This window comes from Aminobacter sp. Y103A, assembly GCF_030294925.1.
Classification (GTDB): Bacteria; Pseudomonadota; Alphaproteobacteria; order Rhizobiales; family Rhizobiaceae; genus Aminobacter; species Aminobacter ciceronei.
The window spans coordinates 4,666,065-4,687,550 of record NZ_AP017986.1 but is presented as its reverse complement, the minus strand read 5'-3'; the positions used below and the strand labels follow the sequence as shown (position 1 = coordinate 4,687,550).

16 protein-coding genes are annotated in these 21,486 nt (G+C 63.9%); 9 read left to right on the top strand and 7 right to left on the bottom strand.

Going from position 1 to position 21,486, the window contains the following annotated elements; all coding sequences use genetic code 11:
- The first annotated feature begins 38 nt into the window (after positions 1 to 38).
- From Amn_RS22890 to Amn_RS22880, 3 genes are all read left to right on the top strand, one after another.
- Positions 39 to 440, top strand: coding sequence for a hypothetical protein (locus tag Amn_RS22890; RefSeq protein ID WP_286292169.1), 402 nt, complete (start codon positions 39 to 41; stop codon positions 438 to 440).
- Between the two features lie 634 nt (positions 441 to 1,074).
- Complete coding sequence (locus Amn_RS22885; RefSeq protein WP_286292166.1) at positions 1,075 to 1,374, top strand: hypothetical protein; 300 nt, start codon at positions 1,075 to 1,077, stop codon at positions 1,372 to 1,374.
- A 6-nt stretch (positions 1,375 to 1,380) separates the two neighbouring features.
- Positions 1,381 to 2,034 carry an outer membrane protein gene (locus tag Amn_RS22880; protein ID WP_286292163.1) on the top strand — a complete coding sequence of 218 codons (654 nt, stop codon included), beginning with the start codon at positions 1,381 to 1,383 and terminating at the stop codon, positions 2,032 to 2,034.
- Positions 2,035 to 2,183: 149 nt separating this feature from the next.
- On the opposite strand, the gene Amn_RS22875 is transcribed toward Amn_RS22880, so the two are convergent.
- The 3 genes from Amn_RS22875 to Amn_RS22865 all read right to left on the bottom strand — a co-directional run bounded on the left by Amn_RS22875 (position 2,184) and on the right by Amn_RS22865 (position 6,258).
- Positions 2,184 to 4,175, bottom strand: a complete 1,992-nt coding sequence (locus Amn_RS22875) for an ABC transporter permease (RefSeq protein WP_286292160.1) — start codon at positions 4,173 to 4,175, stop codon at positions 2,184 to 2,186.
- A complete protein-coding gene (locus Amn_RS22870) occupies positions 4,172 to 5,200 on the bottom strand; it encodes a quaternary amine ABC transporter ATP-binding protein (RefSeq protein WP_286292158.1) in 1,029 nt (342 codons plus the stop codon). Before Amn_RS22870 ends, Amn_RS22875 begins: the two co-directional genes overlap by 4 nt.
- 104 nt (positions 5,201 to 5,304) lie before the next feature.
- The gene (locus Amn_RS22865; protein ID WP_246765198.1) at positions 5,305 to 6,258 is read right to left on the bottom strand and encodes an ABC transporter substrate-binding protein; all 954 of its coding nucleotides are present in this window, start codon (positions 6,256 to 6,258) and stop codon (positions 5,305 to 5,307) included.
- 364 nt (positions 6,259 to 6,622) lie between these two features.
- On the opposite strand from Amn_RS22865, the gene Amn_RS22860 reads away from it, so the two are divergent.
- From Amn_RS22860 to torR, 4 genes are all read left to right on the top strand, one after another.
- Positions 6,623 to 7,315, top strand: a complete 693-nt coding sequence (locus tag Amn_RS22860; protein ID WP_286292153.1) for a response regulator transcription factor — start codon at positions 6,623 to 6,625, stop codon at positions 7,313 to 7,315.
- A 29-nt stretch (positions 7,316 to 7,344) separates the two neighbouring features.
- Positions 7,345 to 8,847 (top strand): histidine kinase dimerization/phospho-acceptor domain-containing protein, encoded by a 1,503-nt coding sequence (locus Amn_RS22855; protein WP_286292150.1) that lies wholly within the window; start codon positions 7,345 to 7,347, stop codon positions 8,845 to 8,847.
- Between the two features lie 147 nt (positions 8,848 to 8,994).
- On the top strand, positions 8,995 to 10,062 hold the full coding sequence (locus Amn_RS22850; RefSeq protein WP_286292148.1) for a hypothetical protein: 1,068 nt from the start codon (positions 8,995 to 8,997) through the stop codon (positions 10,060 to 10,062).
- A gap of 128 nt (positions 10,063 to 10,190) precedes the next feature.
- Positions 10,191 to 10,925, top strand: coding sequence for a two-component system response regulator TorR (torR, locus tag Amn_RS22845; protein WP_067957866.1), 735 nt, complete (start codon positions 10,191 to 10,193; stop codon positions 10,923 to 10,925).
- A 9-nt stretch (positions 10,926 to 10,934) separates the two neighbouring features.
- Here the strand turns inward: torR and torS are convergent, their stop codons facing one another.
- On the bottom strand, positions 10,935 to 13,859 hold the full coding sequence (gene torS / locus Amn_RS22840; RefSeq protein WP_286292145.1) for a TMAO reductase system sensor histidine kinase/response regulator TorS: 2,925 nt from the start codon (positions 13,857 to 13,859) through the stop codon (positions 10,935 to 10,937).
- Between the two features lie 111 nt (positions 13,860 to 13,970).
- Between torS and torT the strand changes: the two genes are divergently transcribed.
- Both torT and Amn_RS22830 read left to right on the top strand, forming a co-directional pair.
- Positions 13,971 to 15,047: a TMAO reductase system periplasmic protein TorT gene (torT, locus tag Amn_RS22835; protein ID WP_154387550.1), complete on the top strand. Its 1,077-nt coding sequence runs from the start codon at positions 13,971 to 13,973 to the stop codon at positions 15,045 to 15,047.
- 113 nt (positions 15,048 to 15,160) lie between these two features.
- Positions 15,161 to 17,533 (top strand): trimethylamine N-oxide demethylase, encoded by a 2,373-nt coding sequence (locus Amn_RS22830; RefSeq protein WP_286292140.1) that lies wholly within the window; start codon positions 15,161 to 15,163, stop codon positions 17,531 to 17,533.
- Between the two features lie 87 nt (positions 17,534 to 17,620).
- Here the strand turns inward: Amn_RS22830 and Amn_RS22825 are convergent, their stop codons facing one another.
- The 3 genes from Amn_RS22825 to Amn_RS22815 form a co-directional block, all read right to left on the bottom strand.
- Positions 17,621 to 18,715, bottom strand: coding sequence for an ABC transporter ATP-binding protein (locus tag Amn_RS22825; RefSeq protein WP_286292136.1), 1,095 nt, complete (start codon positions 18,713 to 18,715; stop codon positions 17,621 to 17,623).
- Complete coding sequence (locus Amn_RS22820) at positions 18,712 to 20,229, bottom strand: ABC transporter permease (RefSeq protein WP_154386424.1); 1,518 nt, start codon at positions 20,227 to 20,229, stop codon at positions 18,712 to 18,714. Before Amn_RS22820 ends, Amn_RS22825 begins: the two co-directional genes overlap by 4 nt.
- Positions 20,230 to 20,428: 199 nt before the next feature.
- On the bottom strand, positions 20,429 to 21,436 hold the full coding sequence (locus Amn_RS22815) for an iron ABC transporter substrate-binding protein (RefSeq protein ID WP_286292131.1): 1,008 nt from the start codon (positions 21,434 to 21,436) through the stop codon (positions 20,429 to 20,431).
- Positions 21,437 to 21,486: the final 50 nt, after the last annotated feature.

The window sequence follows — 21,486 nt, the reverse complement described above, 5'->3', positions numbered from 1 at the left end:
GTCGAGGCTGTGCATATCTTCCTGCTGGGTGGGGAGAAATGGCAGTGGCCAGTCGACAGACGCAGAATGCGAGTATCCTTCGTCGCGTTGCAGCCATCGCAATCGACGCACTCGGCATCCTTTTCGTCACTCAACTGATCCTCGCGTCATTGTATCTTTCAACCAACGGTCAGGTGCAGGGCCAAACCTGGTTCTTCGTCAATCTATGTGGGCCAGCGAATGCGGGCGTATTGCCACCATTGGAGGCCGGCGCCTTCTTCATCGATGACTGCAGCGAAACTGTTCTTGGCCTGCCAACGGCACGGCTATTTGGGGCGCGAAACAACGACGAAACGCGGGCTCCGGAATATTACTACCTCAACAGACAGGGGGGCTGGTCGAAGGGAAGATCATTGTCCTTGACTGGCTCGCATTCGCGCTTCTCCTCGTCTACCGGTTGATCGCCGAAGCGAGGGGCGGCGCGACTTTCGGCAAACGGCTGGCTGGCTGCGCGTAACGAGCGTCAATGACACCAAACAACGACGCCTTCCGGTAGCTCGTGCAGTCATTCGGACGGCTGTTCTGGCGCCAGCTTTGGCATTGTTACTATACTCGTCATTTTCATTCGGACTTACTCTCAACCAGGCGACGGGGCTCCGGCTATCTGGACAAGGGGCCGTCTCGGCGCTGGGGCGATCGTGCCCATGGTTTGGCTGGGCATTTTGTGTGCGTCTGTTCTCGCGAGCCGTGTCGCACTTCACGACCGGATCGCTGGCACAATTGTATTGAAGGCGACGTGACAGGAACGGCGAACCAAACTCATCTCGAGGGTCCAGAGACCACTGCTTGAGATCGGAACGATCTTCGTCGCGGTTCCCTCCAAGCCCTTGACCGGACGCTTACCCACAAGCAAAGCGCGATAAAAGCCAAAGCCTGGCCCCAGAACCATTGATAACGACACTCCCGTGAGCCTTGCTCCGGGAGTGTTTTTGGTTGCAGGGCCAACAGCCTGTCGCTCGGTCCAGTTCAGGATCGTGCCCAGTTCCCCATACCGCCGCGCAGCTCTATCTCGCCCGCTTTATGCCAGGTGCCAGAATGAAGTGGACGGCCGTCGGAACGAATTTCGCAGGCTTCCTCGATCGTGTAGTGCCGGATGGCCGAGACGTCCTAGCCCAGATCCCGCGCACTACCGTCAACGGGATTGCAGAGCGCGGCCATAGTTTCGATCAACTGGGAATATCGCTTTGCTTGGTTGACATGCCGGAACAAAAAGGTCTGACTGCCCAGCACACTGTCTACACTTTTTGCGATGGCGACGGCGCCTGTCAGGCGACGCTACTGAAGCGATCTATATTGAAACTGAAGCGACATATATTGAAGGATATTAGGCTGTGAAGATACATGCTGGCCTTTTTGATGACCTCTGCGTTGATTGCGATGAGCGTGGGGACGGCGCGGGCGGAAAACGTGTCTACCGAGACTGCCCCAGCCGGCACGGCGTATGCTGACGCGACGGACTGGAGCGGGATCTACGCCGGCCTGCATGTCGGTTTCGCCGATGGCGCCGCGACGCAAGGGGAACAATGGGTTCCTGGTTTTGAGGCAGGCTTCGAGCTTGACGGCTTGCTCGCCGGCGGCCAGGTCGGCGCTTTGGCGCAGTTCGGTAACTTTGTGCTCGGTGTGCAGGGCGATGTCTCCGGGGGTGGCCTGAGCGGTAACTACGACTTCGGCTTCGGGCCATTTCCCAACATCTCCATGGAGGTCAACTGGCTGGCCAGCCTGACCGCCCGTGGCGGTGTCGCCTTCGACAGCGTGTTGCTCTACGGCCTGGCCGGTCTGGCCGTGGCGGATACTGCGATAAAGTACCCGGGAGGATCCGCCGACCCTACATACACCGGGTACACGGCTGGCGCCGGCGTCGCTTTGAAACTCAATGCCAATTGGTCGGTTTTCGGTGAGTACGCCTATTACGGGCTTGGCGAGCAGGAGTTCGATGGGGATACCTACGACCTCAGCCTTTCAAGCGGCAAGGTCGGCTTGAACTACAAGTTCTGATCTGTCCTGACGGGATTGGCTGCGCCGGCGAGAAGCACACTTCCGCCGGCGCAGCGGGCCGCCACGAAAGTTCCTCCTGCATGGCGATGGGCTACGGGCCAGTCGGCTGTCGATCGTCCAGGTGGTGCGACGGGCCGAAGGCCCGGTGGTCAGCCTGCCAGCCCCAGCTGCTGTTTCCGCCGCGTTGCCCATGCCGTGATCAGCTGGTCGGCGGTCAGGCCCATGAAGGCGACGCAGAGGCCCAGGACGAGGCCTTTGCCGGCATCGTTGAAGGTCAGCGCCCGGAAGATTTCCTGGCCGATGTCCTTGGTGCCGATGAAGGCGGCGATGATGACCATGAACAGGGCGAACATGATCGTCTGGTTGATGCCGAGCATGATCTCGGGGAAGGCCAGCGGCATGCGGATGTTCCACAGAAGCTGCCTTTGCGTGCAGCCCGAGGTGATGCCGGCCTCGACGATCTCCTGGGGCACGTTGCGCAGGCCGAAGATGGTGTAACGTACGATCGGGATCATCGCATAGATGATGATCGCCGAGATCGCGGCGACGTCGCCGACCTTGAACAGCATGATCACGGGGATCAGGTAGATGAAGGACGGAAAGGTCTGGAAGGTGTCGCACAGGAGCTTGGCGATGCCGGTGCGGCGTTCGCTGCGCGAAGCCCAGATGCCGATCGGCAGGCCGATCATGATGCACAGCAGCACCGCGACAGTCACCATATAGGCGGTGATCAGCGAGCGCTCCCAATAGCCGGCGAAGGCGATGAACAGCACGAAGCCGGAGACGATCGCAGCGAGCCTGAAGCCGCCGAGTGACCAGCCCGCCGCGGCGACAAGAGCCACCATCGCCGTCCAGGGGATCGACTGGAACAGGTCGCGGATCGGGATCAGCACGTAGAGCAGCATGGCGTTGCGGAGGTATTGCAACGGGTCGTAGAGAGTGACGGTGATCCAGTCGACGAGGGCATCCCAGAAGGGGGCGGTGCTGAGGGCGAGCTCCGAAGGCCAGGCCTGGGCGTAAGGCGTGATCGCGGCGAGCAACAGCGACGCGGCAATGACGGCCAGCGCTGCGGCGAGGAACGGAAAGCGCTGCAGCAGGCTGGCGTCGGGCGCGAGATGCGAGGGCTCCTTGTGGGCAGCAGCGCGGCTCAACTGGTCGATCGTGATCGCCATCAGGACGATCGCGACGCCGCTTTCCAGCGCCTGGCCGATCTTCAGCGCCTGGAGCCGGAACAACAGGTCATGGCCAAGGCCGCGGGCGCCGACGAAGGAGGCGATGACCACCATCGCCAGGCACTGCATGATGACCTGATTGACGCCGACGAGCAGCGGCTGGCGCGCCGACGGAATCTCGACCATCCACAGGGTCTGGAAGCGGGTGCAGCCGGCCATCTTGCCGGCCTCGCGCACCTCTTCGGCAACGCCCTTCAGGCCGAGGATGGTAAGACGGGCCATCGGCGGAATGGCGAAGATGACGGTGGCGATCGCGCCGGCCTTGTGGCCGACGCCGATGAAGATGGCGATCGGGATCAGGTAGGAAAAATGCGGCAACGACTGCAGCACGTTGAGCAGCGGCACGACGAGCGCTTCGAACCACTGTTTCTTCACTGCGAGAATGCCGATGCCGAAACCGATGAGACCGGCAATGGGTGCGGCGACGAGGACTACCGACAAGGTGATCATCGACAATTCCCATTTGCCGAAGATCGCCATGTAGGCGACGCAGCCTGCCGCCAGCGCGCCAAGGCGCCAGTCACGGAGATACCAGCCGAGCACGCCTGACAGGCCGGCGGTCATGACCCAGGGCATGGCGGCGATGCCGATATCGGGGAAGCCGGAGACCAACAGTCCCTCGACGAAGGCCAGCGGCCAGGTGATCAGCTCGGCAGCACCGCGCGTCAGGTCGCGGAACGAGAACAGCCCGAAGATCGCGTCGTCGCGCAAATGGTCGAAGACCATGTTCGCCCAGTCGACGAACGGAATAGTCCAGCCCTTGGGCACCTGCACCGCCCAGTCGGGCAAAAGCGAGGCGGCAAGCAGCAGGACGAGGAAAGGCAGAACGACAAGCAGCGGCCTGGTCATTGCGGCCAGCGGCTTCTGCGGTTCCATCGCCTCCTGGCGGGTCAGTGTCGCGGCGCTCATGCACACTGCTCCTTGCCGTAGAGAGCATCGATCAGACCGTCGCGGGTCAGCGTACCGACGAGCGCGCCAGCGTCGTCGATGACGTCGATGGGACGCTCCGAGGTCAGCACCTGGCGGGCGACGCTGGCGATCAGGGCCTGTGCCTGGACCGCAGCGGCGTCCGGCTTTCGAGAGGATGCGGGCGCCATGACGGCGCGAACCGACAGCAGGCGATCATGCGAGACGTTGCGGGTGAACTCGGCGACGTAAGGGGTGGCCGGGCAGGTCACCAGCTCCTCGGCGGTGCCGAGCTGCTCGACGACGCCGTCCTTCATGATGGCGATGCGGTCGGCGACGCGGATCGCCTCGTCGAAATCGTGGGTGATGAAGACGATTGTCTTGTTGAGCACCTTCTGCAGGCGCAGGAATTCGTCCTGCATCTCGCGGCGGATGAGCGGATCGAGTGCCGAGAACGGCTCGTCGAGAAACCAGACGTCGGGGCCGACGGCGAGCGAGCGGGCGATGCCGACGCGCTGCTGCTGGCCGCCGGAGAGTTCACGCGGATAATAGCCCTCGCGGCCCTTCAGCCCGACGAGTTCGATCACCTCGCGGGCGCGTCTCTCACGCTTCTGGCGATCGGTGCCGCGAACCTGGAGCGGGAAGGCAACGTTGTCGAGCACGGTGCGGTGGGGCAGCAGGGCAAAGTGCTGGAACACCATGCCCATCTTGTGGCGCCTGAGATCGATCAGCTCGCGCTCCGTGGCGGCCAGAATGTCGCGGCCCTCGAACATGACCTCGCCCGAGGTCGGCTCGATCAGCCGCGCCAGGCAACGCAGCAAGGTCGACTTGCCCGAGCCGGAGAGGCCCATGACGACGAGGATTTCGCCCGGCATCACATCGAAGGAGACGTTGCGGACGGCGGGGACGTAGCCTTCGGCCCTGATGGTCTCGATGGAAGGATTGTTGTGGTTGCGGCGCAGGAAGCCGGCGGGATCGGAGCCGTAGAGCTTCCAAAGGTTGCGGCATGCGATTTTTGCTTCGGACATGTCTGCCTCTCGCCAAAGGGGGCCGATGGGGTATGCGCGGCGAGGTGGCGCCCGCATTTACGCGGGCGTCACGACGCCATGATGGGACGGATGGATGCGGAGGGTTAGCTGGCGGAACCCATCCAGGCCTTCCAGCGCGCCTCATTGTCGGCCAGCCATTTGTCGGCGGCCGCCTCGGGCTCCATGTTGTCGATGTCGGCGAGCTTCGCCTGCACGGCGATGTCCATGTTGGAGAAGTTGATCTTCTGCAGGATGGCGTAGGCCTTGGGCCACTTGGTCGGGAATTCCTTCCAGGCAGCGATCTTCAGATAACCGTCCTTCGGGTTGCCGCAGTCGTAGCTGAGCTCCTTGTTGGAGCCCCAGGCCGGGTCGTCCTTGCACTTGGGATCAAAAGCCGGGAACTCGACGAACTTGCCGTCATAAAGCGCCTCGACGAAGTTGGGCGTCCAGTTGAAGAGCACGATCGGCTCCTTGCGCTTGACGGCGGATTCGAGCTCGGCCCACAGGGCGGCGGACGAGCCGGCATTGACGACCTCGAAGTTCATACCGAGGGCCTCGACGCGTTCTGCGTCATGCTTGAGCCAGTCGACAGGACCGCCGAGGAAGCGGCCCTTCGGCGCGGTTTCGGCGGTGGCAAACTTGTCGGCGCAGGCGTTCAGCGCTTCCCAGGCGGGCAGGCCGGGGCAGACCTCCTCGACATAGGTCGGATACCACCACTCCTCGCGTGTCTTGGCGTCGTGGGTGGCGGCATCGACGACGCAGCCTTCCTTGACCACCTTCTGGAAGGCAACGCCGAAGGCGCCTTCCCAGACCTCATGCACGAGGCTGACGTCACCTTCGCAAAGAGCGGTGTAGACGACCTGGCTGTCGGCGGAGACGTATTCGACCTTGGCGCCGCCCTTCTCGAGCAGCTTGCCGACGATGTGGGCACCGACGATCTGGCTCGACCAGTTGTGGGTTGGGATCTTGATAGGGTCGGTGGAATCCTGGGCGAACGCCGTGCCGGCCGCAAAAGCCATGATCGTGGCCATGGTTGCGGATTTGGTAAAATGGGTCATTGAACCTCCCGTTCCTGTGTGTTGCGATTGTTCCCATGGAAGGCGGGATGCCGGCCTCTGTGTGCCTGTTGGATTTCCGCGCCATCCCCGCAAAGATAGCGACGAGAAGTGAACCGGTGTCGGCCGGGGTGTAAAAGTCGTGAGTCGACTTGTGAAATGATGTTAATAGGCAGCCTGTCGCGCGGTGAAAGTCGCGCGTTGTTTCCCGAGGACAGGCCATCAGGTCGGCGAGGCGGCAGGCGCGCCATCATCTTCGCGCTTTTGTCGTCGAGATTGTCGGACAGTGCTTGGCTTGCAATTGCCCGCTTCGATAGAAGAAGCTGGTGTCGACCATCAGCCGGCATGTCTCCTTGGTGATCGCGCTATGAACCCCAGCATTCTCGTTGTCGATGACGACCCGGACATCCGCAACGTGATCGGCATTGCACTGGAAAGGGCGGGAATGCATGTCCAGCAGGCGGCCAACGGACGCCTGGCGCTGGAGCAGTTGCGGCGACACAATGCCGACCTGGTGGTGCTCGACATCGGCATGCCTGTCATGGACGGCATCGAATGCTGCAAGGCGATCCGTGCCAGCTCGCATGTCCCGATCGTCTTCCTGACGGCGCATGACGACGAAGTCGACCGGATCGTGGGGTTCGAGCTGGGGGCGGACGACTATGTCAGCAAGCCGTTCTCGCCGCGCGAACTGCTGCTGCGGATCAAGGCCATACTGGCACGCGGCAAGCAGGCAGGCAGTATCACGCGGCACGGCGACCTCAGTCTCGACAGCGAACGCCACATCTGCTCGCTTGCCGGAAAAGATCTGCCGCTGACGGCAACGGAATTTTCGGTGCTGGAGATCCTGTCGGTCCGGCCCGGGATCGTCGTCGGTCGGGGGGCGATGATCGACAAGGCCTATGGCGGGAACAACACCTTGTCCGGACGCACGGTGGACAGCCATGTCCGCAACATTCGCGCCAAGGCGGCGGTACTTGGTTACTCCGACATAATCGAAACGGTGCGAGGGGTGGGCCTACGGCTTGGCAATTGTGTCGCCGGACCAGGCACCGCGTGAGCCGGATCGTCCGGAAATGGCGGCCATCCATGCCGCTGGTTGTGGCGATCGTCTGCGTTAGCCTGCTGGCGGTGCCGGTCGTGACGACGCTGGCGTTGCAGATCGGAACAAATCGGCTGGTCAACGAGACGGAGGCCTCGCTGATCAAGCAAGCGGCGATCTATGCCGGCGCCTATGCCGTCGCGTTCGAGGCCGAGCCGCTCGAAGCAGGCGGGGCTGTACCTGGCTTCTATCTGCCGCCGCCCAAGCGCATTTTCTGGAGTGCTGCGTCACGAACCTTTCGACCGCTCCTGAACCTGCGCCAGGATGTGGTCGAGCCCGTCCGCCCCGATCCGGTGCCGACCGCGGAGCGACTCGATCCGCGTTATCTCAGGATTGCGCCGGGGCTGGGTGCCTTGGCCGACAATGCCAGCCGCACGACACTTTCGACTGTCGTTTTCCTGGATCATCAGGGCATAGACATGCTCGCTGGCGAGTCAGCGAGTTTTGCCGCCGTGCCAGAGGTCCGGCAGGCGCTGCAAGGCGATGTCGGGGCCGCACTGCGCTGGCGGGGTGAAGCGGGTACGCGGTTGCGCCTCGCAGTGCTTGGCGGCGGGACAGGGTTCAGGGTGCTGGTTGCCTATCCCGTCATCAGCCACAACCGGGTTATCGGCGCGGTCTATATGTCCAGGACCGCTCCCGGGCTGACGGAATATCTTGCCGGCGAGCGCAGCGCCGTCATCGTCCTGGCCGTCGTGACGCTGTTGAGCGCCGCAGTCGTGGGAACGTTGCTTGTGCGGACGATGCTACGGCCGATCCGCGCCCTGCGCGACCAGTCGAGAATGGTCGCCAATGGCAGCCATTCCGAGCTAGCCCCGCTCGGCCACTATGGCATGCGGGAGATCGCAGACTTGGGTGAGGCGGTCATCACCATGGCCGGCACGCTGTCGCAGCGCAGCAAGGAAATCGGCATCTACACCAACCACGTCACCCACGAGCTCAAATCGCCGGTTACCTCGATCATGGGAGCTGCCGAGCTTCTCGAGGATGGCGACCTGTCCGATGCTGCGCAGCAAAGTCTCATAGGCACCATCAGGGCCCAGGGAGAGCGGATGGATTTGCTGCTCCACCAGCTTCGCGACATGACAAGGTCACGCGAAGCTATGCGCGGTGAACCTGGCCAGTTGCGAGATATGCTGCCCGAGATTTCCGGGCTTGATATCAGCCTGGCTCCTCCGGATGCCATCCTGCCCCTCTCCGTTGCGCATGGACAAACGGTACTGGCGCACATGGCGGGGAATGCCCGCCATCATGGGGCGACCAGGCTCGACCTCGATTGGGATGGACGGACGCTCCGGCTTTCAGACAATGGTGAGGGATTTGCCGACATCGACCTCGGCCGCATGGTCGAACCGTTTTTCACCACGCGTCGCGAGGAGGGCGGAACGGGGCTTGGACTGGCCATCGTGGTGGCCATTCTCGAGCTTTATGGTGCGCGGCTGACGCCGATTGCCGCTTCGGACGGTGCGGTTTTCGAGATCGAGTTCGGCTAGCTTCCATCGGAGCGCATTGCGTTCGAGCTGGCCTGCACGGAATCTGCACACGAGTTGCACCACTTCGACGGCGAATGCGGGTCATCCGCAAACTAGACGTCTAAGGGTCACGGGCCTGCTGGCCCCGATCCACTCAAGGGTAGACCTATGAAGTTGAAACGTCTTCTTGGCGCCGTCGTAACGCTTTGTGCCGCGATCGCCGCCACATCCTCGATGGCATGGGACAATCCCGCCAATCGATACGCCAACGCCTACAAGCAATACACTGATGCAACATGTCCGCTGCCGGCGGACAAGATCGAGCATTTCGTCTATTTCAGCCGGGATCGCGACGCGATCCGCGACCATGCCTTCCTGACCAGCGAGCGTTTCGCAGGCGCGCAGATCATGTATGTGTGGCGCCAGCTTGAGCCGACTGAAGGACACTACGACTTCTCATCGATCCAGTCCGACATCGACTACCTGGCCAAGCATGGCAAGCGGCTTTTCATCCAGTTGCAGGATGCATCCTTCTCACCCGAATACAAGCCGGTGCCCGACTATCTGCTGAAAGGTGACTATGACGGCGGCGTCACCGCCCAACATACCGACGACGGAGTTGTCGAAGGTTGGGTTGCCAAGCGCTGGAACGCCAAAGTCCAGGCGCGCTTCGCGGCATTGCTTGCGGCACTCGGCAAGCAGTTCGACGGCGTTGTCGAGGGCGTCAACCTGCAGGAAACGGCCATCGGTGTTTCCAAGGAGACGGATACGTCCTTTACCCCGGACAAATATGTGGCGGTGCTCAAGACCAACATGCAAGCCATGAAGGCCGCATTCCCCAAGTCAACCACCATGCTCTACGCGAACTTCATGCCCGGCGAATGGCTGCCTTGGGAGGACAAGGGATATCTGCGCGGAATCTATGAGTTTGGCGACAAGATCGGCGTCGGCATGGGGGCTCCCGATCTCATGTACAAGAAAAAGGGCCAGCTCAACCATGCCCTGGCCATGATGCACGAAGGCAAGTTCAGCGTTCCGCTCGGCATTGCGGTCCAGGACGGCAACTATGTCGGCGAGACAGGCTCGACGAACATCGTGACGAAGCGCACGAACCTGGTGCCGAGCCTTCATGCCTTTGCGCAGGATTTCCTGAAGGTTAGCTACATGTTCTGGGTCAACCAGGAGCCGTATTTCAAGGAAGATGTCCTGCCTTGCTTCTCGGCTAGGAAAGGCTGACGTGACAGATCCCAGGCAATAATGCAGGGGCCGGCGACGCCATGACAAGTGCGCCGGCTCCTTCCGTCGTTGCCCGGGCCGCCCGACTTGTGAAATGATGTCAACAAAAGTCGGGAGGATAGAATGGCATGCGGGCTCAGCATCACATAGTGATCGTCGAGGATGACCCGGTCACACGGGCGAAGCTTGCGGGCTATTTCCTGGCCGAAGGTTACAAGGTCAGCGAGGCCGGCGACGGCGATCAGATGCGTGCCATCATGTCCAGGCATCCGGCCGATCTCTTGATGATCGACATCAATCTGCCGGGTGAGGATGGGCTCAAGCTGACGCGTGAGCAACGCGAGCGGTCCGACGTCGGCATCATCCTGGTCACCGGGCGCACCGACACTGTCGACCGCATCGTCGGGCTCGAGATCGGCGCCGACGACTATGTCACCAAGCCGGTCGAGCATCGCGAGCTGCTCGCCCGGGTCAAGGGCTTGCTGCGCCGCGTCGGCAAGGGCCGGATACCGCAACCGGCTACGGCCACGCGGCATTTCTATGGCTGGACGCTGGAGGTTGCTCGCCGCACGCTGCAGGCAGCCGACGGCACCTTCGTCGAGTTGACCGGAGCCGAGTTCAAGCTGCTGTCGGTGCTGACAGCCAATCCCGGCCAGGTGCTGTCGCGGGAGCGGCTGCTGCACGAGATATCAAGGCGCGAATGGGATGCCAGCGATCGCACCGTCGACGTGCTGGTCAGGCGTCTCAGGCAGAAGCTGAACGACAATCCGCGCACGCCGCGCATCATCGTCACCGCTCATGGCGAAGGTTACTTCTTCGCGCCGGACGCCGTCCAGCCCGGGCGCGTCGCTGCGGCTCTTTAGGCGATAGCTCTAGGCCGGCAGGACGGGGTCGGCGCTGCCTTCGAGCATCTGTTCCCATTGCCGCGATCCGTCGGCGAAGGCCGTTTCGCAAGAGCCGACGATCTGCCTGAGCTCAGCTGCCGGCCTTTGCGCCGCCGCCGTCTCGAGAGCTTCAGCCGCCTGCAAGAGACGTGGAAAACCGAGCGAGCCGGCCGTGCTGCGGGTGGCGTGGGCAAGGTCGCGCAATGCTTCGCGGTCATCCGCCTTGACCGCGTCGCGCATCGCTTTGAAGCGCCGGGGCAGGCTGTCATGGGCGATGCGATGCAGCCGCCGCACCGTCTCGGAGCCCAATGCGTCGACGTCGGCTTTGAAGGCAGCGATATCGAGCGCGACCACGTCCTGTGGCTGTTGCGGCACGGACCGGCCGCCGAGCGAGGCTACGGCGTCGAGCAATTGCTCGTGGACGATCGGCTTGGCAACGAAGGCATCTACACCGGCGTCGAGATAGCGCTCGACATCGGCCTTGAACACGTGCGCCGACATCGCCACGACAGGCAGGTCGGGCGTCCCAAGCTTCTCGCGTAAGCGCTTCATCGTCTCGATGCCGTCGATGCCGGGAAGACTGACGTCCATGACGACGAGGTCGGGTCTGAACTCGCCGATTGCCTCAAGCGCGAGATAGCCGGAGCTGACCGCCGTGATTCGGTGACCGGCATTGGCCAGCACCGTGGTCGAGACCAGCCGCGTGGCGTCGTCGTCCTCGACCACCAGGATGTTGCAGGCCGCGGGCTTGGTCTTGCGGCCGCGTTGGCGTTTCTGGGCCGAAAGCGCTGCTGCCTTGGCCTTGCGCAGCGTCATGTCGAGCATGAAGGTGCTGCCCCTTCCGGCCTCCGAGGCGACGCTGAGTTCAGCGCCGATCAGGCTGGCGAACTCGCGGCTGATGGCAAGGCCGAGCCCGGTGCCGCCGAAGCGGCGGGTGATCGAGGCGTCCATCTGGGTGAAGGGTTGGAAAACGTCCTGCTGCCGCTCGGGCGCGATGCCGATGCCCGTGTCCGCTACGGCAAGACGCAACGTCTGCATGTCCTTGCGGTTGGCGACGACCTTGACGTCGACGGTGACCTGGCCGTGCTCAGTGAACTTGATGGCGTTGCTGACCAGGTTGAACAGGATCTGGCGAATCTTGCCGGCGTCGCTGCTGAAGGCGGGCGAAAGCTTGTTGTCGAGCACCAGCGTGAGGTCGAGCCCCTTTTCGGCGGCCATCGGGCGCATGAAGGCGGCAACACCGCTGACCAGCTTGCCGAGGTCGAAATCGACCTCGTCGACGTCGACATTGCCCGTTTCGACCTTGGAGTAGTCGAGGATGGCGTTGAGAATGCCGAGCAGGGCTTCACCGGAGCTGGCCGCGACCGACAGATGCTCGCGCTGCTTCGGCCCCAGCTTGCTGTCGGCGAGCAGGCGCATCATGCCCAGCATACCGGTCATCGGCGTGCGGATCTCGTGGCTCATCGTCGCCAGAAAGGCCGACTTGGCGCTGCTCGCCTGCTCGGCCCGGGCGCGCGCCTCGTCATGGTCGATCGCCTCCTGGCGCAGGCGCGTGTTGACCAGCCTGATCTGCTCGGTCTGTTCCTCGACAAGCTGCTGCAGCTCCTCGCGGTGGCGTCGGAGCTCGTCGGTGATGCGGGCGCGTTCCTGCTCCAACTCGAGCCGGCGTCGCGACTCGTCGCGGAACTGATTGACGGCCACCGCCATGGTGCGCAGCTCGTCGTCGCCGCTGTCGGTGACGGTGACGTCGAGATCACCCGTCGTCAGCCGCTGCATCGCACGCGACAGGCCGCTCAAGCGGCGGACGAGGTTGCGCTCGACATAGAACCAGACGATGGCGCCCGAGGCGAGGATGGCGCCGAGCAGGGTGACGACAAGCACGATGACGCCGATGCGCACAGCATTGTCGGCGCGCTCGGCTGTCGTGCGGGCGAACTCGTCGGAGCGGTCGAGAATGTTGCGGGCGATCTGGTTCTGCGTCACGGCGAGATCGCGGTTGGCTTCGGCCATGGCGTTCAGGCTGCCGGCTAGGTCGATGACCCGCTGGCGGCGGCCGAAGATCGAGCCCGACACGGGCACGTCGCCGGCGGCGGCCTCGATGGCGCCAAAGAACTCGATGCCCTGCTTGCGCCGAACGGGATCGTCGATGCTAAGGATGCGGCGCCTGATGACCTTCACATGGTCCTGGAAGATGCCGCTGATCTCGCTGATCTCGGCCTTTGTCTCCGCGCGGCTCAGCCGGTTGATCAGCAGGCTGATCTGGGCGCTGCGGTGGCGCAGCTCGTACATGCGCTCCATCAGGTAGATGTCGTGCTCGATCAGCCGGTCGAGCGCGATGTAGGCATCTTCCCGGCGCCCGGGATCGCCGATCAGGCCATAGAGACCGGCGGTCACCGCCGAAGCGCCGGCCGAGGCGTTGGAGATCAAAGTTTCCGAAAGCAGCAGCACCGACTGCGCCGCCGAGGTCGCCGCCTCGGCGCTGTCGCGATAGGCCTTGTCCTCGTCGAGACGCTGGCGCACCAGCTCGTTGTTCTGTTTGAGGTTGGCCAGCATCTTCTCGACCGAGCCGGCAAAAGCCTCGACGAGCTCGGGGTCGATCGATAGACGCCGGACCTCGGCGAGCGACTTGACGATCTCCTGCGACAGCGTTGCGAGCTTGGCCTGTTCGGCGAGCAGTTCGTCGCGCGAGGTGACGGCGGCAAGGGCAGGAGCGGTGGCGATCAGCTTGGCGCTGAGCTCGGCGGTGCGCTGGGTCGCCGCCACTGCGGGCAAGGCCTGGGCGTTCACCACGGCCTGGGCATCGGCAATGTTGCGCAGGATCAGCCAGCTGACGATGCCGGATGTCAGGGACAGTGCGGTGATGCACAGGAAGGCGAGAAACAGCCTCCCGCCGATGCCGAACCTATGAAGCATGGCTCATATAACCATGGTTTGCGCTGCCAGCGGAAGCTGCAGCTTCTGGGTGGGCATGATCCTTTTCGAAAATCGATTTCGATTTTCCGGGTCATGCACTAGCGTAAGACGATGCGTGCCCCCGCCCCAAGCCACTGCCTGAACCTGATCGCCACGGCTTTTGTCGCCTGCAGTATCGCCCAGTCCGCCGGGGCCGCTGAAACGACGTGGAAGCTGAACGCCTGGGAGCCGCCATTCGACTATTCCAGGCAGCCGGCGACGATCGATTACCAGCCGGTCGTCAAAGCGGCGAAGCCGTGGCGCATCTGTGCGTCCTATCCGCATCTCAAGGATTCCTACTGGGTCAGCGTCAATTACGGCATGGTCGAGCAGGCGCGTTCGGCGGGCGTCAAACTGACCGTCGTCGAGGCCGGCGGCTATCCCAATCTCGAGCGCCAGATCGAGCAGATCCGCACCTGCAGCGCCACCGCCGACGCGCTCATCGTCGGCACTGTGTCCTATGAGGGGCTGACACCGACGATCAAGGATATCGCCAGGCGCATCCCTGTCATCGCTGCGGTCAACGACATCGACGACGCCGGCATCTCGGCGAAATCGGGGGTCTCCTGGGAGGAGATGGGGCAGTCCATCGGTGCCTATCTGGCGCGGCTGCATCCGGCCGGCACCATGCCGGTCAGCGTCGCCTGGTTTCCCGGGCCAAAGGGTGCAGGCTGGGTGAAATTCGTCGAAGCCGGCTTCCAGCGCGCGCTGAAGCAGAGTTCGGCCGAGATTGCTGCGGTCAAATGGGGCGACACCGGCGTCGAGATCCAGCTCCTGCTGATCGAGGAGATGCTCGAAGCCCAGCCCGATATCGACTACATCGTCGGCAGCGCGCCCACGGCGGATGCTGCGGTCAGCATCCTCAGGGCGCAGGGCAGGGCCAACCACGTCCAGGTTCTGGCCGACTATTTCACCCATGGTACCTTCCGCGAAATCAACCGGGGCAAGGTGGTGGCGGCGCCGACCGACTCACCGCCGCTGCAGGGTCGGATCGCCATCGACCAGGCGATCCGGGCGATCGAGGGCACGCTGCACTACCGCCATGTCGGCCCGCCGGTCGAGGTGATCGACAGGAACAATATCCAGGCGCTCGACCTGGAACGCAGCCTGGCCCCTGCCTGGTTCAAGCCGACGTTCGACGTGCAGTAGCCGATAACAATTTTTCACATTTGCTGTGCTGATTTTCACATGCCGCGGCGGACCGGTTCACAGTCGGATGCTAATCTGGCAGGTGGCTGCGGTGTGCTGCGAGGAGGGCGGTGATGGTTGCGACAAATGTGGTCTACCCCGAAGTTGTGGCCGGCCCTCCGCGTCCGAGCCTGGTTGTGCAGCCTGGCCTGTTGCTGCCCGGCATGGAGCGCTATCACGTGCCTGGTGGCGGTGCGGTGCTGATCGACATCGAGGCCGGCGATCATGTGACGGTGCGCAATCTCGAAGGCGGGCAGGCGTGCGAGCTGGTGGCGTTTGATGCTGCCGGCCGCGCCGATCCGGGTATCCTGTCGACACGCTCGAACAGCGATGCGTCGGGGCTGAAGGCGCTGCTCGTCGATGGCGACGAGAGCTTGCAGAAGTTTCGGCTTGGCCTCGCCCGCCGCAAGCTCGAGCTTGGCCGGGTCGAGGCGGTGCGCTTCTTCGATGGTGCGACCGCTGCCGGGGTCGAGGAGCGTTTTGTCGTCTCGCGGCCGGGCTCGCTGGTGATTGCCGCACCCGGGGCGCCGATGTCGGTCGACAGCCAGGACACGACGACGCCTCTGGTGGTGATGGTCAAGCGGGCCAAGGTCCGTGCCGTGTCAGGCGGCTTCGAGCTGCCCGATCCGCTCGCCGATCCGGTGCTCGATGTCAGGGTCAAGTCGAAGACGGCGGAGAGCTATTTCGTCAAGGCCGGCGACTACATCCAGATCATCGACGTCGATGGCCGCCAGTGCACCGACTTCCAGTGCTTTTCCGCCCGCAAGCTCGACAAGGGCAGGGACCTCGCACTCGACGTCACCGCCACCCGCTCGCTGATGGGCCACGCCTATCCGATGCCCGGCCTGCATGCCAAATATTTCGATCAGGATTTCGAGCCGCTTGTCGAGGTCGTGCAGGACACCTGCGGCCGGCATGATGCCTTTGCGCTCGCCTGCTATGCCAAATATTACGACGACATCGGTTATCCCGGCCACATCAACTGCTCGGAGAACTTCAACGGCGCACTTGTGCCGCATGGCGTCAATGCCCGTGCCGGCTGGATGGCGGTCAACTTCTTCTTCAACACCGGCATCGACGCCCATGGCGTGATGTTCTCGGACGAGCCGTGGTCGCGGCCGGGCGACTATGTGCTGCTGAGAGCGCTGACCGACATCGTCTGCGTCTCCTCCGCCTGTCCCGACGACACCACGCCGGCCAATGGCTGGAACCTCACCGACATCCACGTCCGGACCTATTCCGGCTCCAACACATTCCAGCGCGCGATCGCCCGACGCACGACCCCGGAGGCAGAACCCAAGATGACCCGCGAGACCGGCTTCCACGCAAGCTTTGCCAAGCACACCCGCAACTTCATCGAATACAAGGGCTTCTGGCTGCCGCAGGAATTCGCCAAGGAGGGCGCCATCGCCGAATACTGGGCCTGCCGTGAGAAGGCGGTGGTGATGGATCTCAGTGCCCTGCGCAAGTTCGAGGTCACCGGCCCTGATGCCGAAGCCCTGATGCAGTACACGCTGACCCGCGACGTCAAGAAGCTCGGTGTCGGTCAGGTCGTCTACACCGCCATGTGCTACGAGCATGGCGGCATGGTCGACGACGGCACGCTGCTGCGTCTGGGCAAGGACAATTTCCGCTGGATCTGCGGCGATGACTATTCCGGCGTCTGGCTGCGCGAGCAGGCGGAGAAACTCGGCCTCAAGGTGCTGGTCCGCTCCTCGACCGACCAGATGCACAACATCGCCGTCCAGGGCCCGAACAGCCGCGACATCCTGAAGGAGATCGTCTGGACGCCGCCGCACCAGCCGGCGCTCAGTGAGCTCGAATGGTTCCGCTTCACCATCGGCCGCATCGGCGATGCACAGGGTGTCCCTGTGGTGGTGTCGCGCACGGGCTACACCGGCGAGCTCGGTTACGAGGTCTGGTGCCATCCGCGCGATGCCGAGATCGTCTTCGACGCGGTGTGGGCAGCCGGCCAGCCGCATGGCTTGAAGCCGATGGGCTTTGCAGCCCTCGACATGGTGCGCATCGAGGCCGGCCTGATCTTTGCCAATTACGAGTTCTCCGACCAGACCGACCCGTTCGAGGCCGGCATCGGCTTCACCGTGCCGCTGAAGACCAAGACCGACGACTTCATCGGCCGCGAGGCGCTGATCCGGCGCAAGGACAATCCGATCCACAAGCTTGTCGGCCTCGACATCGACGCCAATGTCGCTGTCGGCCACGGCGACTGCGTCCATATCGGCCGCGCACAGATCGGCATCGTCACCTCGTCGATGCGCTCGCCGATCCTCGGCAAGAACATCGCACTCGCTCGCATCGAGGCAGCGCATGCCGAGATCGGCACCGAGGTCGAAGTCGGCAAGCTCGACGGCCAGCAAAAGCGCCTGCCGGCCAGGATCGTGCCGTTCGCCCACTACGACCCCAAGAAGGAACGCCCACGCTCGTAGGCGCAACCGGCACCACACATCACCTTCGACAACGCAAAAGCCCCGCAATCGCGGGGCTTTCTGTTGGTAGCGGCGGGATCAGCCTGATCAGGCGGTGCCATCGAAGACGTGAGCCTTGCCGTGGACGCTGATCCGTACGATCGCGCCCACCGTTGGCGCGTCGACGAAGGACCGGCGCAGGATGAGCGGGTGGTTGCCGATAACGGCGGCGTCGGGCGGGTCGAGACTGTTGAGTACACGCAACGCGACAGTGCTTACCGAGCCGGCGAACTCTGCCTCGATGATCTCGCCGAAGACCACGTTGGGTGGCGGATTGGCGACGTCTGCCCGCGACGCCGGCTCAAGGAAGACCTGCTCCGGGCGCAGCATGATACGGGCGACGTCGCGCGGGCTCGTGCTGTCAGCGCCGATGTGGCCGATGGCGCATTCGGCGATGCCGCTTGAGATACGCGCCGGAAGGATGATGCTGTCGCCGAGGAACTCGGCGATCATCCGGTCCTTCGGGCGCAGATAGAGGTCGCGTGGCGCGCCGACCTGCGAGAAGGCGCCGTCGCGCATGACAGCGACCTGGTCGGCGAAAGACAGGGCCTCGGCCTGGTCGTGGGTGACCAGGATCGTGGCGATGCCGGCCTGTTCGAGCAGTTCGGCGACGGCCTTGCGCATCGAGGCGCGCAAGCCCGTGTCGAGAGCCGAGAACGGTTCGTCGAGCAGCATCAGGCGCGGCTTGCGCGCCATGGCACGGGCGAGTGCCACGCGTTGCTGCTGGCCGCCGGAGAGCTGGTGCGGGCGGCGCTTGAGGATGCCCCTGTCGAGGCCGACGACATAAGCGAGGTCGGCGATGCGTTCGTCGCGCGCATCCTTGTCGCGTTTCATGCCGAAGCCGATATTGTCGGCGATGCTGAGATGGGGAAACAGCGCGCCGTCCTGCGCCACCACGCCGATGCCGCGGCGATGCGCCGGCACGACATCGCCATTGCCCGCGAGTTCGGTCCCATCAAGCACGATGCTGCCGGCATCGGGGGCCTCAAAACCGGCGATGAGACGCAACAGTGTGGTCTTGCCGCAGCCCGAGGGGCCGACGATGGCGGTGCGGCTCCCGACTGCGACCGCAAGCTCGATGCCGTCGACGGCGGTGACATTGCCATAGGCTTTGCGCAGGCCATGCAGGTGAAGAAAGCTCATCGGCCGGCCATCCGTCGCGACTGTACATAAAGGAGCCAGGTCAAGGGCAGCGACATCACCACCATGATCAGTGCGTAGGGTGCGGCTGCGGCATAGTCGAGTTCGTTGCTCATCGCCCAGAAGGCCATGGCGAGCGTGCGGGTGCCGTTGGGCGCGAGCATCTGGGTGGCGGTGAGTTCATTGGTGATGCCAAGCCCAACCAGGGCAATGCCGGCGGCGGCGCCCGGCGCGGAGAGGCGCACCGTCGTCGACCACAGCGCGCGCAGCGGGCTGCGGCCGAGGCTGCCGGCCGCCTGTTCGAGCTCGACCGGAGCCTGGGCGATGCTGGCGCGCAGCGACACCAGCGCCCGGGGCAGGAACATCAGCGCATAGGCGGCAAGGATGGTGGCGACGGTCTGGTAGAGCGGCATCGCGACACGCACAGTGACCGTGACCAGAGCGAGCGCGATGACCACGCCGGGCAAGGAGCCGACGATGTAGTTGCAGCCTTCGAGCAGGCGCGGCAGTGGGCCTGGGCGGCGGATCGACAGCCACGCCATTGGAATGGCGATGGCGACGGTGAGCAGCGCGCCGCCGAGCGCCAGCACGAGCGTCTGCCACAGCGCGAGGCTAATGACATCGAGGTTCCAGACGCCGGCGCCACCGGCGACGAGCCAGCGGCCGACGGTCAGGAATGGCACGCCGAGCGCCAGCGATGCTGTGATCAGTGGCAAGGCGAGGCAAGGCACGGTGGCGCGGCCGAGGCTTGTGCGCACAGCGGTGCGCGCAGCACCCGAGCCGACGCGGGCGTAGCGCTCGCCGCCGCGCAGCATGGCTTCGAGCGCCAGGAGCACGAGGCAGCAGACGACCAGCACGCCGGCCAACATGTTGGCCGCCGGTCCGTTGAAGGTCGACTGGAACTGGTCGACGATTGCGGTGGTGAAGGTGTCGAAGCGGATGAAGACATAGAGGCCGTATTCGGCAAGCAGGTGCAGGCCAACGAGCAGCGCGCCGCCCAGCACGGCGAGCTTGAGCTGGGGCAGGACGACCCGAAGGAAAACGCGCCAAGGGGTGTTGCCGAGCGAGGCGGCAGCGTCTTCCAGCGCCGGATCGAGCCGGCGCAGCGTCGCTGCCACCGGCAGATAGATGAAGGGAAAATAGGCAATGACCGAAATCAGCACGCCGGCGAAAAGGCCGTGCATGGATGGAAACAGGGTGATCCAGGCATAAGAATGGACGAAGGCGGGAACGGCGAGCGGCGCTACCGACAGCCCCGACCAGAAACGTGCGCCGGGCAAGTCGCTGCGTTCGGTCAGCCAGGCCAGGGCCACCGACAAAAGCGCGGTGATCGGCACGACGAGGATGACGAGCGAAAGCGTGTTGACCAAGAGTTCGCCGACGCGTGGCCGGAACACCAACTGGGCAACTGAGGTCCAGCCGGTCTGGATCGCAACCCAGATGATGAAGCCGAGCGGCAAAAGGGCAAACAGCGACACCAGCACCGCCGCGACCGCGATCCAGGATGTCGGCAGCAGGCGGGACCAGGCTGCGGCTGGGGTCGATGGCCGCGAAGGATGATATTCAGCCGACGAAGGCGTCACTCCAGGCTCCCGGTTCGCCTCGCGGCGAGGAATAGGTGACCATCCGGTGAAGGAATTCCGCCGTCTTGGCAAGCCCTTCAGGTGCGAAAGCTCCCGCGACCGTGTTGCGGGAGCTTGATTGGCGCAGTGGCATTCAGAGCAGCCCGGCCGCCGTCATCAGCTCGGACACCTTCTTGCTGTCGAGCTTCGAGGCCTCGACCTTCGGCGCCTGCAGGTCCTTGAGTGGGGTGAGCTCCGGGTTGGACTCGTCGCCGGTGCCGACGGCATACTCGAACGAGGTGCCGGTCCTGAGGATGCCCTGGCCGGTCTTGCCAGTGATCCACTTGAGGAACGCCTGGGCTTCCTTGGGGTGTTTGCTGGACGCGAGGACCCCACCTCCAGAGATGCTGACGAAGGCGCCAGGATCCTGGTTCTTGAACAGATGCAGCGAGACATTCTTGCTGTTCTCGCCCGTCTTGGCCTGATCGCCATAGTAGTAATAGTGGTAGATCACGGCGCCCTCGACCTCGCCGGCATTGACCGCCTTCATGGCGGTGCTGTTGCCGCGATAGGCGGTGAAATTGGCCTTCATGCCCTTCAGCCATTCGACGGTGGCTGCCTCGCCCTTCAGTTCGAGCAGCGCGCCGACAATGGCCTGGAAATCGGCGCCCGACGGCGAGGCCGCCCAGCGACCCTTCCAGCTCGGATCGGCCAGATCGAGCAGCGATTTCGGCAGCTTGTCGGCGGTGAGCTTGGTCTTGTCATAGGCAAAGACGGTGCTGCGCGCGGCAATGCCGGTCCAGTGGCCGTTGGCGGGACGGAATTCCTCGGGCACCTGCGCCAGCGTGTCGGCTTCGACAGGCGCGAACAGCCCGGCATTGTCGACCAGCGCCATGGCCGGCGAGTTCTCGGTCAGGAAGACGTCGGCCGGCGACAGCTTGCCTTCGGCGACGATCTGGTTGCCGAACTCGGTGTCGCTGCCCTTGCGGATCGTCACCTTGATGCCGGTTTCCTTGGTGAAGGCTTCGGCCCACTCGTTGGTCAGGCTTTCGTGCTGGGCGTTATAGATGACGATGCCTTCGGCATCCTGCGCCAGAGCGGACGAGGCGTAGAGGGCCAACAGCAGGGCGGCGCTGGTCAAAGCGAAATGGGTGGACTTCACGGGGGCACTCCTTGGAAGCTGAAGGTGTGTGCTGGGCCGGACAGGCGGCA

Bases quoted from the DNA above. Each gene is read 5' to 3' on its own strand.
- Amn_RS22890 (WP_286292169.1), top strand. From the start codon at position 39: ATGGCAGTGGCCAGTCGACAGACGCAGAATGCGAGTATCCTTCGTCGC.
- Amn_RS22885 (WP_286292166.1), top strand. From the start codon at position 1,075: ATGAAGTGGACGGCCGTCGGAACGAATTTCGCAGGCTTCCTCGATCGT.
- Amn_RS22880 (WP_286292163.1), top strand. From the start codon at position 1,381: ATGCTGGCCTTTTTGATGACCTCTGCGTTGATTGCGATGAGCGTGGGG.
- Amn_RS22875 (WP_286292160.1), bottom strand. From the start codon at position 4,175: ATGAGCGCCGCGACACTGACCCGCCAGGAGGCGATGGAACCGCAGAAG.
- Amn_RS22870 (WP_286292158.1), bottom strand. From the start codon at position 5,200: ATGTCCGAAGCAAAAATCGCATGCCGCAACCTTTGGAAGCTCTACGGC.
- Amn_RS22865 (WP_246765198.1), bottom strand. From the start codon at position 6,258: ATGACCCATTTTACCAAATCCGCAACCATGGCCACGATCATGGCTTTT.
- Amn_RS22860 (WP_286292153.1), top strand. From the start codon at position 6,623: ATGAACCCCAGCATTCTCGTTGTCGATGACGACCCGGACATCCGCAAC.
- Amn_RS22855 (WP_286292150.1), top strand. From the start codon at position 7,345: ATGCCGCTGGTTGTGGCGATCGTCTGCGTTAGCCTGCTGGCGGTGCCG.
- Amn_RS22850 (WP_286292148.1), top strand. From the start codon at position 8,995: ATGAAGTTGAAACGTCTTCTTGGCGCCGTCGTAACGCTTTGTGCCGCG.
- torR (WP_067957866.1), top strand. From the start codon at position 10,191: ATGCGGGCTCAGCATCACATAGTGATCGTCGAGGATGACCCGGTCACA.
- torS (WP_286292145.1), bottom strand. From the start codon at position 13,859: ATGCTTCATAGGTTCGGCATCGGCGGGAGGCTGTTTCTCGCCTTCCTG.
- torT (WP_154387550.1), top strand. From the start codon at position 13,971: ATGCGTGCCCCCGCCCCAAGCCACTGCCTGAACCTGATCGCCACGGCT.
- Amn_RS22830 (WP_286292140.1), top strand. From the start codon at position 15,161: ATGGTTGCGACAAATGTGGTCTACCCCGAAGTTGTGGCCGGCCCTCCG.
- Amn_RS22825 (WP_286292136.1), bottom strand. From the start codon at position 18,715: ATGAGCTTTCTTCACCTGCATGGCCTGCGCAAAGCCTATGGCAATGTC.